Source organism: Pseudomonas fluorescens, from assembly GCF_001623525.1.
GTDB classification, from domain to species: Bacteria; Pseudomonadota; Gammaproteobacteria; order Pseudomonadales; family Pseudomonadaceae; genus Aquipseudomonas; species Aquipseudomonas fluorescens_Q.
The window spans coordinates 3620673-3637485 of record NZ_CP015225.1 but is presented as its reverse complement, the minus strand read 5'-3'; the positions used below and the strand labels follow the sequence as shown (position 1 = coordinate 3637485).

The following is a 16813-nucleotide window of genomic DNA, read 5'->3' as shown; positions in this document are numbered from 1 at the left end:
ATGGGGAGTCAAGAGTGAATCCGGTCAAAGTAGGCATCTGTGGGTTAGGTACCGTCGGTGGCGGCACCTTCAACGTACTTCAGCGCAACGCCGAGGAAATTGCTCGTCGTGCCGGGCGTGGGATCGAAGTGGCACAAATTGCCATGCGCACGCCAAAGCCTCAGTTCCAGACGACCGGTATTGCGATTACCAACGATGTCTTTGAAGTGGCCACGAACCCTGAGATCGACATCGTCATAGAGCTGGTCGGCGGCTACACCGTTGCCCGTGAGCTGGTACTCAAGGCCATCGAGAATGGCAAGCATGTGGTCACCGCGAACAAGGCGCTTATCGCTGTTCACGGTAATGAGATTTTCGCCAAGGCCCGCGAGAAGGGCGTGATCGTGGCTTTCGAAGCCGCCGTGGCTGGTGGTATCCCGGTGATCAAGGCGATCCGCGAAGGCCTGTCGGCCAACCGTATCAACTGGGTCGCGGGGATCATCAACGGCACCGGCAACTTCATCCTCACCGAGATGCGCGAGAAGGGTCGCACCTTCGAAGACGTGCTCGCCGAAGCCCAGGCCCTGGGCTACGCAGAGGCTGATCCGACGTTCGACGTGGAAGGCATCGACGCAGCGCACAAGCTGACGATCCTGGCCTCCATTGCGTTCGGCATCCCGTTGCAGTTCGACAAGGCCTACACCGAAGGCATCACCAAGCTGACCACCGCTGACGTGAATTACGCCGAAGCCTTGGGCTATCGCATCAAGCACCTGGGCGTGGCGCGCAGCACCGCCAATGGCATCGAGCTGCGCGTGCACCCGACCTTGATCCCGGCCGATCGCCTGATCGCCAACGTCAACGGTGTGATGAACGCGGTGATGGTCAACGGCGACGCCTCCGGCTCGACGCTGTTCTACGGCGCCGGTGCGGGCATGGAACCGACGGCCTCTTCGGTGATCGCCGACCTGGTGGATGTGGTTCGCGCCATGACCTCGGACCCGGAAAACCGTGTGCCGCACCTGGCCTTCCAGCCAGACTCGTTGTCGGCTCACCCGATTCTTCCGATCGAGGCATGCGAAAGCTCCTACTACCTGCGTATCCAGGCCAAGGACCATCCGGGTGTGCTGGCCCAAGTGGCGAGCATTCTCTCGGAACGCGGTATCAACATCGAGTCGATCATGCAGAAGGAAGTCGAGGAACACGACGGCCTGGTGCCGATGATCCTGCTGACCCACCGTGTGGTCGAGCAGCGCATCAACGACGCTATTGCGGCGTTGGAAGCGCTCCAGGGTGTCGTTGGCCCGGTGGTCCGTATCCGCGTTGAACATTTGAATTAATCAGCGGCAAGCTCCGAGCCGCAAGCGACAAGTAAAAAGCCGATTCGCTTTAAACTTGCCGCTTGCAGCTTGAAGCTCGAAGCTCAAACCAAAGGTTTGCCCCCATGCGCTATATCAGCACCCGCGGCCAGGCACCGGCCCTGAATTTCGAAGATGTCCTCCTGGCCGGCCTGGCCACGGACGGCGGTCTCTATGTGCCGGAAAACCTGCCGCGCTTCACCCAGGAAGAAATCGCTTCCTGGGCCGGCCTGCCGTATCACGAGCTGGCGTTCCGGGTCATGCGCCCGTTCGTCACCGGCAGCATCCCGGACGCCGATTTCAAGAAAATCCTGGAAGAGACCTATGGCGTCTTTTCCCACAACGCCATCGCACCGCTGCGTCAGCTCAACGGTAACGAATGGGTCATGGAGCTGTTTCACGGCCCTACCCTGGCGTTCAAGGACTTCGCCCTGCAATTGCTCGGTCGCCTGCTGGACTACGTGCTGCAAAAGCGTGGCGAGCGTGTGGTGATCGTCGGTGCCACTTCCGGCGACACCGGTTCGGCGGCCATCGAAGGCTGCAAGCATTGCGAAAACGTCGACATTTTCATCCTGCACCCGCACAACCGGGTCTCGGAAGTGCAACGTCGGCAGATGACGACGATTTTTGGCGATAACATCCACAACATCGCCATCGAAGGCAACTTCGATGACTGCCAGGAAATGGTCAAGGCCAGTTTCGCCGACCAGAGCTTCCTCAAGGGCACGCGGCTGGTGGCGGTGAACTCGATCAACTGGGCGCGGATCATGGCCCAGATCGTTTATTACTTCCACGCGGCCCTGCAATTGGGCGGCCCGGCCCGCTCCGTGTCATTCTCGGTGCCGACCGGCAACTTCGGCGATATTTTCGCCGGTTACCTGGCGCGCAACATGGGCCTGCCGATCAATCAATTGATCGTCGCCACCAACCGCAACGACATCCTGCACCGCTTCATGAGCGGCAACCAGTACGTGAAGGAAACCCTGCACGCCACGCTGTCGCCTTCGATGGACATCATGGTGTCGTCGAACTTCGAACGCTTGCTGTTCGACCTGCACGGTCGCAATGGTGCGGCGATTGCCGGCCTGATGGACAGCTTCCGCCAGGGCGGCGGTTTCAGCGTCGAGCCTGAGCGCTGGACCGAAGCCCGCAAGTTGTTCGACTCCCTGGCCGTGGACGATGAGCAGACTTGCGAAACCATCGCCGAGGTGTTCGCGCAGAGCGGCGAGCTGCTCGATCCGCACACGGCCATTGGCGTCAGGGCCGCTCGTGAGTGCCGTCGTAGCCTGGACATCCCGATGGTGATTCTCGGCACGGCGCATCCGGTCAAGTTCCCGGAAGCCGTGGAGAAAGCCGGTGTAGGAAAAGCGCTTGAACTACCTGCACATCTTTCTGATTTGTTTGAGCGAGATGAGCGTTGCACCGTGTTGCCCAACGACTTGAAGGCTGTGCAGGCCTTTGTCAGCCAGCATGGCAACCGCGGCAAGCCGCTCTGATAGCCTAGACCTGTCACATTTTGAAGCCCGTCTCCTGACGGGCTTTCTTGTTTCTGCATGCCAAACTGATCAGGTTTTCGCCCCTTGGAGGGACGGGCGAGTCATCTCGAAGGAAATGCAGATGTCGTTTTTTAGCAAATGCAAGCCAGCCCGGGGCTGGGTAATGGGCCTGGCCCTGATGCACTGGGTGCAAGGGGGCAATGCGACGCAGTTGGCGGCTTTCGAAACGCCGCCGTTCAATCCTGGCGAGCGGCTGGTATTGGATGCGCAGGAATTGAAGTGGATCAAGGAGAACCCACGCGTCATCGTGGCCACGATGCAGTTTCCGCTGTACCTGTTCAAGAATGAACTGGGGCAGTGGAACGGTCTGAACCACGACATTCTCCAGCGCATCTCGCAAATGACTGGCCTTGAGTTCGTGCATCGGGAGTCGTTCTCCCCCGGCGAGTTGCTGACGATGCTGGAGAACAGCGAAGCCGACATGACGACCCTCTTGGCGATGAATGACGAACGCAGGGATTTCCTGAGCTTCAGCCATGCATTTGGTGGCTCGGGCTGGGTATTTGTTGGCCGTGACGGAGAGTCGATCCTCCATTCGCTGGAACAGCTGGAAGGGAAGGTCCTGGCGTTGCCGGCGCGGCATGCCCTGGAAGCGGAGATCAGGCGCGACTACCCGGCCATCAAATTGCGCACGACCAAGACCTATGGCGAGGCGCGGGCATTGGTCGAGAGTCGGGAGGCCTATGCCACCATCGAAAATGAAACCGGGGTGCATCTCTATCCGGCGGGGCAATTGCAGGTAGGAAGGGGGCTTGAGGGCAAGTGGGAACCTGACTACCTCGCGGTACGCCAGGACCTGGCCGTGCTGCTGAGCATCTTGAACAAAGCCCTGGAAGCCTTCCCGGCCAAGGACATGCGCGCGCTGCGTTCCAAATGGATGGCCGGCAGCACACCCGCGCCGGCGCCATCGATCTGGGAGCGGTTTTCCCGCTGGGGGTACTGGTGCGTGACCGTGGTCGTGGTGTTCGGCCTCCTGTCCCTGCTATGGAACCGCCGTCTGCAGATACAGATCGACCAGCGTCTCAAGGCTGAGGCGGTCCTCAAGGACCAATTGATGCTCCAACGCGCCTTGATGGACGCCATTCCCGACCCGATTTTCATCCGGGATCTGGAAGGGCGCCTGGTCATGTGCAACAAAAGCTACGAGGACCAGTTAGCGACCCGCTTCGAAAAGCTGCGGGGCACGCGGCTGACGGATTCGGCGGCATTTCCACCGGCCACCGCCGAGTTGCTCCATGGGGAGGTGATGGAGCAATTGCGCACCGGCCAGTCTCGGTTCTTCGACCGGCAATTGATGTTCAGCAGCGGCTTGCGGGAAATCTATCATTGGTCGGTGCCCTTCTATGGGGCTGATGGGCAGTTGCGCGGCATTCTGGGGGGCTGGACCGATGCCGGGCGTCGGCGGCGCCGTTGCGACAAGTTGATGGCCTGACGCCGACCGTCACCACGCCAAGGCCTCAAGAGAAGGCTGTTGTTTGCCTGTCATATTGGGCGCGCATGCTCGGTTGAACAGGTTGGAGGCGTGCCGGTCCGGTGCGCTGACGAACTTTCTGCTGCGGCCCACGGTCACTTACTGTGAACATGCAGTTGTTTTCGGACTATTGAAGGGTGAGCGAATGGAAAGTATCAGCCTATTGCTGAGTGAGGCTTTGAGCCCGTATCTGGTCACGCTGACTCCCTCCGGCGCCAAGGGCGAATGCCTGGTGACGCTGAAGAATGCCTCCGGGGCCATCATGGTCGAGCGAGTGTTCAATCAGGCCCAATTGACCGACAAGCGTCAGTTGACGGATGTGGTCGATGGCCTGCATCGCGATGTATTGATTGCCGAGGGCCGCCTGGAGCCCTGTGTGATTGCGGCGCTGCGCAATCTGGCGCGCGACAAGGTCATGGTCGGGGCGAATTGACTGGGGGGTTGTGGGAACCTTCCTACGTCCTGACGAGTCAGACTCTTTACCAACAAGAGCAAGCATTGTGCTCCGGTGCTTGTCGCTTGTTGTACGGACCATGAATGGTCACGTTTAACCCCGAGTCGTCTCCCCACTTCTCGGGGTTTCTTTTTGCCTGGCTTTTACGTTTTTAGCGCGTTCTGTCAGGCGCTCCCACAGGTCTGATCTTCTGTGACGGCCTGCTGCGGTGTGTCAAATGGCACCCTCGGTGCGCAGCTTGGCGATCTGCTGTGCATCGTAGCCAAGCTCGCCGAGCACTTGTGCGTTGTGTTCACCCAGCGCCGGCCCGACCCATTCGGAGGTGCCCGGGGTGTCGGAGAGTTTCGGTACGATTCCCGGCATCTTGAACGCCTTGCCGTCCGGCAACTTGGCCTGCAGGAACATTTCACGGGCCAGAAACTGTGGGTCGCTGAACATATCCTCGGCGCTGAAGATCCGACTGGCCGGCACTCCGGCCTGGTTCAATTGGTCGATAACGCTATCGAGCGGCAGCGCGTTGACCCAGCGATCGATGACACCGTACAGCTCGTCGCGGCGGCTGTCACGGCCATCGTTGCTGGCCAGTTGCGGGTCATTGGCCAGGTCGTCGCGGCCAATGATCTGCATGAAGCGCTTGAAGATTGCGTCGCCGTTGGCGCCAATCTGCACGTGCTTTCCGTCAGAGCTGGTGTGGATGGACGAGGGGGTGATGCCGGGCATGATGTTGCCGGTGCGCTCACGGATGAAGCCGAACACATCGAACTCCGGCACCATGCTTTCCATCATGGCGAAAATCGCCTCGTACAGGGCCACGTCCACCACTTGCCCGGTGCCGCCGTTGATCTCGCGGTGACGCAGGGCCATCAATGCGCCGATCACGCCCCAGAGGGCGGCGATGGAGTCGCCGATGGAAATCCCGGTACGCACTGGCGGGCGGTCCTCGAAGCCGGTGATGTAGCGCAGGCCGCCCATGGATTCGCCCACCGCGCCAAACCCCGGCTGATCTTTCATCGGCCCGGTCTGGCCGAAGCCCGAAAGCCGCACCATCACCAGTTTCGGGTTCAGCGCGTGCAGGACATCCCAGCCCAGGCCGAGCTTTTCCAGGACGCCGGGGCGAAAATTCTCGATCAGGATATCGGCTTCGCCGAGCAGTTTTTTCAGGATCGCCAGGCCTTCAGGGTGCTTGAGGTTCAAAGTCAGGGACTTCTTGTTGCGTGCCTGGACGAACCACCACAGCGAGGTGCCTTCGTATAGCTTGCGCCACTTTCGCAGGGGGTCACCGCCGTCGGGCGATTCGACCTTGATGACTTCGGCACCGAATTCGCCGCAGATGCGCGAGGCGAAAGGCCCGGCGATCAAGGTGCCGAGTTCGATGACTTTGACGCCGGCAAGGGGTTTGGCAGTAAGCGACATGACAGATCCTGTAGGACAAAGGCAGAACGAATAGAGCGTTTTATCATAGGCCAGCGTCAGTCGCCGTAGGTTGATGGTCGGCAATTCGTGGATTGCCCGCGTCATCGGTTAGACTTGCCGCCTTTCCTCGTATCAAGAAGCCCGTTCATGGCCCAGCCGTCCACGACTTACAAGTTTGAACTGAACCTCACCGATCTCGACCGCAATGTGTATGAGAATGTGAAGCAGACCATCGCCCGCCACCCTTCGGAAACCGAAGAGCGCATGACCGTGCGTCTGCTGGCCTACGCGTTCTGGTACAACGAGCTGCTGGCGTTTGGTCGTGGCCTGTCAGACGTCGACGAGCCTGCGCTGTGGGAAAAAAGCCTGGATGACCGTGTGCTGCACTGGATCGAAGTCGGCCAGCCGGATGCCGATCGCCTGACCTGGTGCTCGCGCCGGACCGAGCGCACCAGCCTGCTGGCTTACGGCAGCCTGCGGGTGTGGGAAGGCAAGGTGATCCCGGCGGTCAAGAACCTGAAGAACGTCAACATCGCCGCTGTGCCCCAGGAAGTGCTCGAAACCCTGGCCCAGGACATGCCCCGGGTGATCAAGTGGGATGTGATGATCAGTGAGGGCACGATTTTCGTGACCGACGACCGTGGTCAGCATGAAGTCCAGCTGCAATGGTTGCTGGGCGAGCGTGGTTGAGCCGTTGACCCGGTATTGAGTGAACTCATTGTGGCGAGGGAGCTTGCTCCCGCTTGGGTGCGCAGCACCCACAAAAAGGGGCCGCTTCGCAGCCCAGCGGGAGCAAGCTCCCTCGCCACAGTCCAGGATCCAAAAAATAGAGAAATGTCCGTCACCCCATGCGCATAGAACCCCGCCAACTGCCCGACACCCTGCCATTTCTCGGTGACCTGCCGCCCCTGTTGACCCGCCTGTACGCTGCACGTGGTGTGCAGTCCGAGGCCGAACTGGACAAGAGCCTGGCGCGCTTGATTCCCTTTCAGCAGCTCAAGGGGATCGACGCCGCGGTGGATCTGCTGGTGACGGCGCTGGAACAACGCCAACGCATCCTGATCGTGGGCGACTTCGATGCTGATGGCGCGACCGCCAGCACCGTGGGCATGCTCGGGTTGCGCCTGCTCGGTGCGGCCCATGTCGACTACCTGGTGCCCAATCGCTTCGAATATGGCTACGGGCTGACCCCGGAAATCGTCGAAGTCGCCTTGGCCCGCGAACCGCAGTTGCTGATCACCGTGGATAACGGTATTTCCAGTGTGGAAGGCGTGGCGGCGGCGAAAGCGGCGGGGCTCCAGGTGCTGGTCACCGACCATCACTTGCCCGGCCTCGAACTGCCGGCAGCCGATGCCATCGTCAATCCGAATCAGCCGGGCTGCGAGTTCCCGAGCAAGGCCCTGGCGGGTGTCGGGGTGATTTTCTATGTGCTGATGGCCCTGCGGGCGCGTCTGCGCAGCCTGGGGTGGTATGCCAGTACACCTCAGCCGAACATCGGCGAATTGCTCGACCTGGTGGCCCTGGGCAGCGTGGCCGACGTGGTGCCCCTGGACGCGAATAACCGGATCCTGGTGCATCAGGGCCTGGAACGGATTCGCGCCGGGCGTGCCCGGCCCGGCATCAAGGCAATCCTGGAAGTGGCCAAGCGCGACGCTTCGCGTATCACCTCCACCGACCTCGGCTTTATCCTCGGGCCGCGTCTGAATGCGGCAGGGCGCCTGGACGACATGAGCCTGGGCATCGAGTGCCTGCTCACCGACGATCCGGCCCTGGCGCGGGAGATGGCGGCGCAACTGGACGGCATGAACCAGGACCGCAAGTCCATCGAGCAGGGCATGCAGCGCGAAGCCCTGGCCCAGCTCAAGGACCTGCCGGTGGAGTCGATGCCGTTCGGCTTGTGCCTGTTCGATCCGCAGTGGCACCAGGGGGTCATCGGCATTCTCGCCTCGCGGATGAAAGAGCGCTATTTCCGTCCGACCATTGCTTTTGCCGATGCCGGGGACGGCTTGCTCAAGGGCTCGGGGCGCTCGGTGCCGGGCTTTCACATTCGTGATGCGCTGAGTGTGGTGGCGGCGCAGCATCCCACCTTGATCAGCAAGTACGGCGGTCACGCCATGGCTGCGGGGCTGACGCTGCCGGAAGCGAATTTTCCGTTGTTCGCCGAGGCGTTCGATGCGGAAGTGCGCCGGCAGTTGCGCGAAGAAGACCTGACCGGCCGGCTGTTGTCGGATGGCACCCTGGCGGTGGAGGAATTCCACCTCGAGCTGGCCCGGGCGCTGCGCCATGCCGGTCCCTGGGGCCAGCATTTCCCGGAGCCGATGTTCCATGGTGTGTTCCAGTTGGTCGAACAACGCGTGGTGGGCGAACGGCACCTGAAGGTCATTCTCAAGAGCGAGTGCGGCTCGGTGAAGCTCGACGGCATTGCCTTCGGCATCGACCGCGAGATCTGGCCCAACCCTACCGTGCGCTGGGTGGAACTGGCCTACAAGCTCGACCTCAACGAGTTCCGCGGCCAGGAAACGGTGCAGTTGATGATTGCCCATATCGAACCGCGCTAGCCGATGGGCCTTTGTGGCGAGGGAGCTTGCTCCCGCTGGGGCGCGCAGCGGCCCTGGAGCCCGGCGACGCGGTGGATCAGGTTGATTGAGTGAGCTTGAGAGGGGGCTGCTGCGCAGCCCAGCGGGAGCAAGCTCCCTCGCCACAAAAGCCCAAAAGCTCAAAAGCCCAAAAGCTCAAAAGCTCAAAAGCTCAAAAGCTCAAAAGCTCAAAAGCTCAAAAGCTCAAAAGCTCAAAAGCATTCCGGTCGACCAACCGATTTGCTCTTGAAGCTGACACCGATTCGAGGCATTCCCTTAACCCACGCCGTGCCCAATTCCCGTGGCGAGGGAGCTTGCTCCCGCTGGGGCGCGCAGCGGCCCTAGAACCTGGCGACGCGGTGGATCAGGTTGATTGAGTGAGCTTGAGAGGGGGCTGCTGCGCAGCCCAGCGGGAGCAAGCTCCCTCGCCACAGGGGGAGGCGCTTGCGTCACACCGTCGGTTTTTAAGTTCTGAACCCTCCGTCCCTGCGGGTTGTCGACTAGGCTCTAAGCACTGCTTGATAGCCCTTGTGACGTCTTGTCGAATTTTTTGCCCGCGGGGGCGGGTGTTGCACCTTTTGTCACACGTCGACTTTTCAAACAGAACCCTGGAGCCTGCCCACTGATTCGAGAGGTGCCCCATGAGTCTGCTGCTGGAACCCTATACCCTTCGCCAATTGACCCTGCCCAATCGCATCGCGGTATCGCCGATGTGCCAGTATTCGAGCACCGATGGCCTGGCCAACGATTGGCACCTGGTGCACTTGGGCAGCCGTGCCGTGGGCGGTGCCGGCCTGGTGTTCACCGAAGCCACCGCCGTCACCGCCGACGGTCGCATCACTGCCCAGGACCTGGGGCTGTGGAATGATGAACAGATCGAACCCTTGCAACGCATCACCCGGTTCATCACCGCCCAAGGGGCCGTGCCGGGCATACAACTGGCCCATGCCGGACGCAAGGCCAGCACCTGGCGACCCTGGCTGGGCAAGCATGGCAGCGTAAAACCGGCTGACGGCGGTTGGGTGCCGGTTGGCCCATCGCCGATTGCCTTCGACCCGCAGCACACCCAGCCGGTCCAACTGGACGAAGGGCAGATCGCCGGGGTGATCCAGGCCTTCGTGGACTCGGCCAAGCGTGCTCTCACGGCCGGCTTCAAGGTGGTTGAGGTCCACGCGGCCCATGGTTATCTGTTGCATCAGTTCCTCTCGCCCTTGAGCAATCAGCGGCGCGATCAATATGGCGGCTCGTTCGAGAATCGCATCCGCCTCGTGCTGCAAGTCACCGAAGCGGTGCGGGCCGTATGGCCTGAAGAACTGCCGGTGTTCGTTCGCGTTTCTGCCACCGATTGGGTCGAGGACGGGTGGAACCCGGACGAAACCGTGGAGCTGGCACGGCGGTTCAGGGCCCTGGGAGTGGATTTGATCGATGTGTCATCGGGTGGCACGGCCGCCAATGCGGAAATTCCCACCGGCCCGGGTTACCAGACGCGCTTTGCCGAGCGGGTGCGCAAGGAGTCGGAAATCGCCACCGGCACCGTCGGCATGATCACCGAACCAGCCCAGGCCGAACACATCCTGCGCACCTGCCAGGCCGATATCATCTTCCTGGCCCGCGAATTGTTGCGCGATCCGTACTGGGCCCTGCATGCCGACGATGACCTGGGCGGACGCAAGGCCACGTGGCCCGCGCAGTACCAGCGGGCAACGCATCGGGACCAGCCGATTCACGAGTCGGATTTGCGCGATTGAGTGAGGGATAAAACAAAGCCCCGGTCGGGTTGGCCGGGGCTTTTGCTTGTCTGGCTGAAATGCCGGTGCCTGTACTTGCCTCATCGCGAGCAAGCCCAGTCGCTGGATAACGATCAGGGATACTTGCGCTTATCCGGCGCCGGCGGGAAGTACTGGTACAACCAGGTCTCGCTCAAGGTGCGGTCCTTGGTGCGAATGAACAGGCGCATCTGCACCGGCTCCACACTGTCGTCGGTCGGGTGCCAGTCGAAGGTAATGCGGTAGCCCTTGATCGCATCCAGCACCAGCACATTGAAGTCCTTCACTTCGCCGTGGGAGCAGGTCACCACCGGTTCGATGCCGGTGCCCGGCGGTAGTTGGTCGAGGCCGCCGCCGCTGAAGTCCACGGCGAAACGACGTGCCCAGACGGTCGGGTAATGCTCGCCCGGTGCCCAGCCTTCGATGAAACCGCCCATGCCTGAGCGGGTGGCGTCGACGCGGGCCAGGTCCGTGCTGACCGGCGGCAGCGCGCTCCAGTAGAGCTTGTAGCCATAGTTCAGCGAGTCGCCGGCGGCCACCGGTTTTTTCGGCGTCCAGAACGCGACAATGTTGTCCAGGGTTTCGCCGGTGGTAGGAATCTCCAGCAAGTCGACCGAGCCTTCGCCCCAGGCCGTCGTCGGTTCGACCCACAGGCTTGGGCGCTTGCTGTACCAGTCCACAGTGTCCTGGTAGCTGGCAAAGTCGTGGTCGGTCTGCACCAGGCCGAAACCTTTCGGGTCCTTGTCGGCGAAGGCGTTGAATTGCAAGGTGGCGGGGTTGTTCAACGGACGGCACACCCACTCGCCGTTGCCGCGCCACATGGCCAGCCGGTCGGAATCGTGGATTTGCGGGTGAATGGTGTCGCACATGCGCCGTTCGACGGTGCCACAGCTGAACATGCTGGTCATGGGCGCGATACCCAGTTGCTCGATGGCGGTACGGGCATTGATGTGCGCGTCGATCTCCATCACTACCCGGGTTGGCTGGCAATCGATGTCAAACCGATAGGCTCCGGTGGCGCTGGGGGAGTCGAGCAGGGCATAGACCACGAACCGGGTGCTGTTCTTTTCCGGGGTTTCGAACCAGAACTTGGTGAAGTCCGGGAATTCTTCGCGTTGCTTGGCGTAGGTGTCGATGGCCAAACCGCGGGCCGACAGCCCGTACTGGCCACTGGCATCCACGGCGCGGAAGTAGCTGGCCCCCAGAAACGAAACGATGTCGTGCCGATCCAGTTCCGGCGCCTTGAAGACGCGAAAGCCGGCGAAGCCCAGGTCACCCTTCAATTGCGCGGTGTTGACCGTGGTTTTCTGATAGTTGAACAGTTCCGGACGGAAGTGCACCTCACGGGCCATACGCGTCTTCGGATCGACGCTGTACATGCGCACCGGCTGCTTGAAGCCCATGCCGACGTGGAAGAACTGCGCATCCAGTTGCCGCCCGTCCAGGTCATTCCACAGCGAGTGGTTGACGTCGTACTGGATGGCGTTGAACTGCAGCGGAGACATCAGGGCCAGGGTTTCTGGCAGGACTTGCTTGGTGTCGACATAGCGGCTCTCGGCCAGCCGTCGGGCTTGATCTTTCAAACCGTTGAAGTCGAAAGGACGGGCTTCGCCGTCGGCAGTCTGATCGGCGGCCCAGGCGCGTGCTGCCATGAGGCCTGAGGCTGAAAGCCCGGTGTAGGCGGCGAAGGCCATGGAGGCCTTGAGCAGATTCCTGCGGTGCATAAATACAACCTTTCTCGAAACAATCCCGAGCCGATCCTGGCAACAAAGACTGATAAAAGAGTTCGGACATGCCTTTGGCCAAACGCGACGAACGTTAGAACAGATACCTGAGAGCTGGATCGGTTCACCGAGGCGCAAAATCATAGGGGAAATACAGGCTTTGAGAGCAAGGAAAGCGTGGCCTGGTCAAATTTTCTTACAGTTATTTCTTTTTTTATAAGGATTGCGGCATTTTTTGACTAATTACTCTAAAACTCCCTTTTCACGCTTTGAATCCTCCCTATTCTTTAGCGTGATAGACGATCTAACCCGGGTTCAGACGGCGCTATCAGGTCAACCTCGACGTAAAGAAGGACAACTCATGACAAAAATACAGGGCATTACCGAAATGCTGGGGATCTTTCCAGGCCTGACCAACCCGCGCAGGACACGCCGGCTCAGCCTTGAAGAATTGAGACTGGTGGAGCGCTATCGGGAGTTGTCGGAAAACGACCGCATCGCCATGCGCTATCTGGTGGATGCGATGAGGAGTGTTTCGCGGTTTTGAAGCCTGGCGCAGGTGAGCGGTCGGGGCAGGCGCGCCGGCCGACATCACTCCACCGACCAGTCCTGGGGACGTTCGGTGCGCTGGTGCAGTATCCGCAGGACTTGCAGTTGTCCCTGCTCGAGCCGGTACGGGGCAACGAACGGGTAGCGTGTCAACACCAGCTCTCGAATATCGGGAACGACCGAAGGACGGCCCGAGCCGGGAAAGCGTTGCAGTTGGCGCAATGTCTCCAGGATGGCGAGGATGACCTCATCGGCGCCTTCTGCGCCGATAGCGCTTTGGTAATGTTCGTGGATCGAGTCGAGGTCACTCTGTGCTTTGTCGGTCAGTACGATGCTCGGCACGCTTTGCCCACTTAGCCTTCACGGCGTCCAGATCGGTCAGATTTCCAGCGTCGGCATCGGCCATGCCTTCGCTGATGGCTTGCAGATGCCAGGATTCGGCTTCCACATATCGAACCAGTGCACGCTTGAGGTGATATTGGCGGTCGCGGTCGGTGGCGGCAGCCAGCAAGTCCAGCTGTTGGGCCAGACCTTCTTCCACACGAAAGGACAAAACGGGCGAGGCCATGGCTGATCTCCAAGGTGTATACGTTGTAGACACCCTAGGTGCTGCCAGGATTTCCGTCAACCGGCGGGCGTGCACCGATCGACGAAAACCTTAGCAGGACGAACGCCGGGCAGGCGCGAGCATGTGTTGCCAACGTTGTCTTGTCGTCAATGCTTGAACATCACATGCCGCACCACCGTGTAGTCCTCCAGCCCATACATGGACATGTCCTTGCCATAGCCGGAACGTTTCTGACCGCCATGGGGCATTTCGCTGACGAGCATGAAGTGCGTGTTCACCCAGGTGCAGCCATATTGCAAGCGGGCTGACAGGCGATGGGCACGGCCAATGTCGGCGGTCCACACCGATGAGGCCAGGCCGTAGTCCGAATCGTTGGCCCAGGCCAGTACTTGTGCTTCGTCGAGGAACGAGGTGACGGACACCACTGGCCCAAAGACTTCCCGGCGGACGATTTCGTCATCCTGCTGGGCGTCGGCCAGCACCGTCGGCTCGAAGAAAAAACCGTTGCCGTCCACGGCCTTGCCGCCGGTGATCAGGCGGATATGTGGCTGGGCGATGGCCCGTTCGACGAAAGCGGCCACGCGGTCGCGGTGCTGGGCGGTGATCAGCGGGCCCATTTCGGTGTCCGGCGCGGTTTGCAGGCCGTACTTGATGCTGCCCACCGCGGCACCGAGTTTCTCGACGAACTGCTCGTAGATGCCTTGCTGGGCATAGATGCGGCAGGCGGCGGTGCAGTCCTGGCCGGCGTTGTAGAAACCGAAAGTGCGAATGCCTTCCACCGCCGCGTCAATATCGGCGTCGTCGAAAATGATCACCGGGGCCTTGCCGCCCAGTTCCATGTGCATGCGCTTGACGCTGTCGGACGTGCTGGAAATGATGTTCGAGCCGGTGGCGATGGAGCCGGTCAGCGACACCATGCGCACTTTCGGGTGGGTGACCAGCGGATTGCCGACGGTCTGCCCACGGCCAAAGATCACGTTGAGTACACCAGCCGGGAAAATTTCCGACGCCAGTTCCGCCAGGCGCAACGCCGTGAGTGGGGTTTGCTCCGACGGCTTGAGCACCACGGTATTGCCGGCCGCCAGGGCCGGGGCGATTTTCCAGGCGACCATCATCAGCGGGTAGTTCCATGGCGCGATGGAGGCGATGACGCCCACCGGATCGCGACGGATCATCGAAGTGTGCCCCGGCAGGTACTCGCCGCCCGCCGAACCGCTCATGCAGCGGCTGGCGCCAGCAAAGAAGCGGAACACGTCGGCAATCGCCGGGATCTCGTCGTTCAGCGCGGCGCTCAAGGGTTTGCCGCAGTTGTCCGACTCCAGCTTCGCCAGTTCTTCGCCATGGGCTTCGATGGCGTCAGCCAGCTTGAGCAGCAACAGGGAGCGGTCCTTGGGCGGTACTTGCGACCAGGCTTCGAAGGCGGCATCGGCGGAGCGCACGGCGGCATCGACCTGGGCCTCGCTGGCCTCGTTGATTTCCACCAGTACCCGGCCCAGCGACGGGTTGAACACCGCCTGGCCGGGGCCTTCGCCGTTTACCAGGTGGCCGTTGATCAGCAGTTTGGTTTGCATGTCCAAGTCCTCTCTTGAATGTTTTCCCAAGTCCCCTGTGGGAGCGGTTCCCCAGTGAGCGATCACTGTTGATTATTTCCCGCCGCTACCGGCCACGCTCTCACCGCCACGGGTCAGGTAATACGCGCCCAATATCGGCAACATCGTGACTATCATCACCAGCATCGCCACCACGTTGGTCACCGGCACATCGCGGGGGCGGCTGAGCTGGTTGAGCAGCCACAGCGGCAAGGTGCGTTCGTGGCCGGCGGTGAAGGTGGTGACGATGATCTCGTCGAACGACAGCGCGAACGCCAGCATCCCGCCAGCCAGCAGTGCCGACCCCAGGTTAGGCAAGATGATGTAGCGGAAGGTCTGCCAGCCGTCGGCGCCCAGGTCCATCGAAGCCTCGATCAGACTGTGGGAGGTGCGGCGCAGGCGGGCGATCACGTTGTTGTAGACGATCACCACGCAGAAGGTTGCATGGCCGACGACGATGGTGAACATCCCGGGTTCGATGCCCAAGGTCTTGAAGGTCGCCAGCAGCGCGATACCGGTGATGATGCCCGGCAAGGCAATCGGCAGGATCAGCATCAGCGAAATACCCTGTTTGCCGAAGAAATCGCGCCGGTACAGCGCCGCCGAGGCCAAGGTGCCAAGCACCATGGCGATCAGCGTGGCGATGGCCGCGACCTGCAACGACAGCTTGATCGCCTCCAGCACATCCGGGCGCGAGAAGGCGACGCTGAACCACTTCAAGGTCAGGCCCTTGGGCGGGAAGCTGAACGCCGCGTCCTCGGTATTGAAGGCGTAAAGGAAGATGATCAGGATTGGGAAGTGCAGGAACACCAGCCCGCCCCACGCCGCGATCCGCAAGCCCCACGAGGCCCGGTCTTGAGAGTCAGAGTGCATCGAAAGCCCCCAGTCGCTTGACGATGGATAGATAAATCGCGATCAGCACGATGGGCACCAGGGTGAATGCCGCGGCCATGGGCATGTTGCCGATGGCGCCTTGCTGGGCGTAGACCATGCTGCCGACGAAGTAGCCTGGCGGGCCCACCAGTTGCGGCACGATGAAATCCCCCAGGGTCAGCGAGAAGGTGAAGATCGAGCCGGCGGCGATGCCGGGGATCGACAGCGGCAGGATCACCTGCATGAACGTCTGGTGTGGCCTGGCGCCCAGGTCGGCCGAGGCTTGCAGCAGCGATGGCGGCAGACGCTCCAGGGACGCCTGGATCGGCAGGATCATGAACGGCAACCAGATGTAGACGAACACCAAAAAACGCCCCAGGTGTGAGGTGGACAAGGTGCTGCCGCCCACGCCGGGGATCCCCAGCACGAACTGCAACACCGGCCCCAGGCCCAGGTGCTGGACGAACCATTGCGCCACGCCGCCCTTGGCCAGCAGCAGCGTCCAGGCATAGGCCTTGACGATGTAGCTGGCCCACATCGGCAACATCACCGCGATGTAGAAAAACGCCTTGGTCTTGCCACTGGTGTAGCGCGCCATGTAATAGGCAATCGGGAACGCGACGATGGCGCTGGCGATGGACACCGCTATCGCCATGCTCAGGGTGCGCAAAATGATGTCGAAGTTCGACGGTTGGAACAGCGCCGCGAAATTCGCCAGGGTCAGGTCCGGCGTGACCGCCATGGTGAAGTCGTCGAAGGTGTAGAAACCTTGCCACAGCAAGGTCAGCAGCGAGCCCAGGTAGATTGCGCCGAACCAGATCAGTGGCGGCACCAGCAACATCGACAGGTACAGGTTGGGGCGCCGGTACAGCAGGTTGGAAAAACGTCGCAACGGTGAGCCGGGCGCGGGCGTTTGAGCGATGGCCAGGGTGTTCAT

At 61.3% G+C, this 16813-nt stretch carries 16 protein-coding genes; 9 read left to right on the top strand and 7 right to left on the bottom strand.

The window, feature by feature from the left end:
• Positions 1–14 precede the first annotated feature (14 nt).
• The 4 genes from TK06_RS15710 (at position 15) to TK06_RS15695 (ending at position 4797) form a co-directional block, all read left to right on the top strand.
• Positions 15–1319: a homoserine dehydrogenase gene (locus TK06_RS15710; RefSeq protein ID WP_003198098.1), complete on the top strand. Its 1305-nt coding sequence runs from the start codon at positions 15–17 to the stop codon at positions 1317–1319.
• Positions 1320–1423: 104 nt separating this feature from the next.
• Positions 1424–2833 (top strand): threonine synthase, encoded by a 1410-nt coding sequence (thrC, locus tag TK06_RS15705; protein WP_063322824.1) that lies wholly within the window; start codon positions 1424–1426, stop codon positions 2831–2833.
• Positions 2834–2954: 121 nt separating this feature from the next.
• Complete coding sequence (locus TK06_RS15700) at positions 2955–4325, top strand: transporter substrate-binding domain-containing protein (protein WP_063322823.1); 1371 nt, start codon at positions 2955–2957, stop codon at positions 4323–4325.
• Positions 4326–4509: 184 nt separating this feature from the next.
• Complete coding sequence (locus TK06_RS15695; RefSeq protein ID WP_063322822.1) at positions 4510–4797, top strand: DUF3509 domain-containing protein; 288 nt, start codon at positions 4510–4512, stop codon at positions 4795–4797.
• A 234-nt stretch (positions 4798–5031) separates the two neighbouring features.
• Here the strand turns inward: TK06_RS15695 and TK06_RS15690 are convergent, their stop codons facing one another.
• Complete coding sequence (locus TK06_RS15690; RefSeq protein WP_063322821.1) at positions 5032–6231, bottom strand: CaiB/BaiF CoA transferase family protein; 1200 nt, start codon at positions 6229–6231, stop codon at positions 5032–5034.
• 147 nt (positions 6232–6378) lie between these two features.
• On the opposite strand from TK06_RS15690, the gene TK06_RS15685 reads away from it, so the two are divergent.
• From TK06_RS15685 to TK06_RS15675, 4 genes are all read left to right on the top strand, one after another.
• Positions 6379–6921 carry a YaeQ family protein gene (locus tag TK06_RS15685; protein ID WP_003198109.1) on the top strand — a complete coding sequence of 181 codons (543 nt, stop codon included), beginning with the start codon at positions 6379–6381 and terminating at the stop codon, positions 6919–6921.
• 158 nt (positions 6922–7079) lie between these two features.
• Entirely contained in the window at positions 7080–8789 is a 1710-nt protein-coding gene (recJ, locus tag TK06_RS15680) for a single-stranded-DNA-specific exonuclease RecJ (RefSeq protein WP_063322820.1), read from the top strand.
• Between the two features lie 85 nt (positions 8790–8874).
• Positions 8875–9057, top strand: coding sequence for a hypothetical protein (locus TK06_RS32450; RefSeq protein WP_153044841.1), 183 nt, complete (start codon positions 8875–8877; stop codon positions 9055–9057).
• 391 nt (positions 9058–9448) lie between these two features.
• The gene (locus TK06_RS15675) at positions 9449–10555 is read left to right on the top strand and encodes an NADH:flavin oxidoreductase/NADH oxidase (RefSeq protein ID WP_063322819.1); all 1107 of its coding nucleotides are present in this window, start codon (positions 9449–9451) and stop codon (positions 10553–10555) included.
• Between the two features lie 113 nt (positions 10556–10668).
• Here TK06_RS15675 and TK06_RS15670 read toward each other — a convergent pair whose 3' ends face one another.
• The gene (locus tag TK06_RS15670) at positions 10669–12297 is read right to left on the bottom strand and encodes a glucan biosynthesis protein D (RefSeq protein ID WP_063322818.1); all 1629 of its coding nucleotides are present in this window, start codon (positions 12295–12297) and stop codon (positions 10669–10671) included.
• A gap of 361 nt (positions 12298–12658) precedes the next feature.
• Between TK06_RS15670 and TK06_RS15665 the strand changes: the two genes are divergently transcribed.
• Positions 12659–12844: a hypothetical protein gene (locus tag TK06_RS15665; protein WP_003198116.1), complete on the top strand. Its 186-nt coding sequence runs from the start codon at positions 12659–12661 to the stop codon at positions 12842–12844.
• A 44-nt stretch (positions 12845–12888) separates the two neighbouring features.
• Here the strand turns inward: TK06_RS15665 and TK06_RS15660 are convergent, their stop codons facing one another.
• The 5 genes from TK06_RS15660 to TK06_RS15640 form a co-directional block, all read right to left on the bottom strand.
• Complete coding sequence (locus tag TK06_RS15660) at positions 12889–13188, bottom strand: type II toxin-antitoxin system RelE/ParE family toxin (protein WP_063322817.1); 300 nt, start codon at positions 13186–13188, stop codon at positions 12889–12891.
• On the bottom strand, positions 13151–13414 hold the full coding sequence (locus TK06_RS15655; protein ID WP_063322816.1) for a CopG family ribbon-helix-helix protein: 264 nt from the start codon (positions 13412–13414) through the stop codon (positions 13151–13153). Before TK06_RS15655 ends, TK06_RS15660 begins: the two co-directional genes overlap by 38 nt.
• Before the next feature lie 146 nt (positions 13415–13560).
• Positions 13561–14985, bottom strand: coding sequence for a gamma-aminobutyraldehyde dehydrogenase (locus tag TK06_RS15650; RefSeq protein WP_063322815.1), 1425 nt, complete (start codon positions 14983–14985; stop codon positions 13561–13563).
• A 72-nt stretch (positions 14986–15057) separates the two neighbouring features.
• Positions 15058–15876, bottom strand: a complete 819-nt coding sequence (locus TK06_RS15645; protein WP_063322814.1) for an ABC transporter permease — start codon at positions 15874–15876, stop codon at positions 15058–15060.
• Complete coding sequence (locus TK06_RS15640) at positions 15866–16813, bottom strand: ABC transporter permease (protein ID WP_063322813.1); 948 nt, start codon at positions 16811–16813, stop codon at positions 15866–15868. The genes TK06_RS15645 and TK06_RS15640 overlap by 11 nt, the downstream gene beginning before the upstream one ends.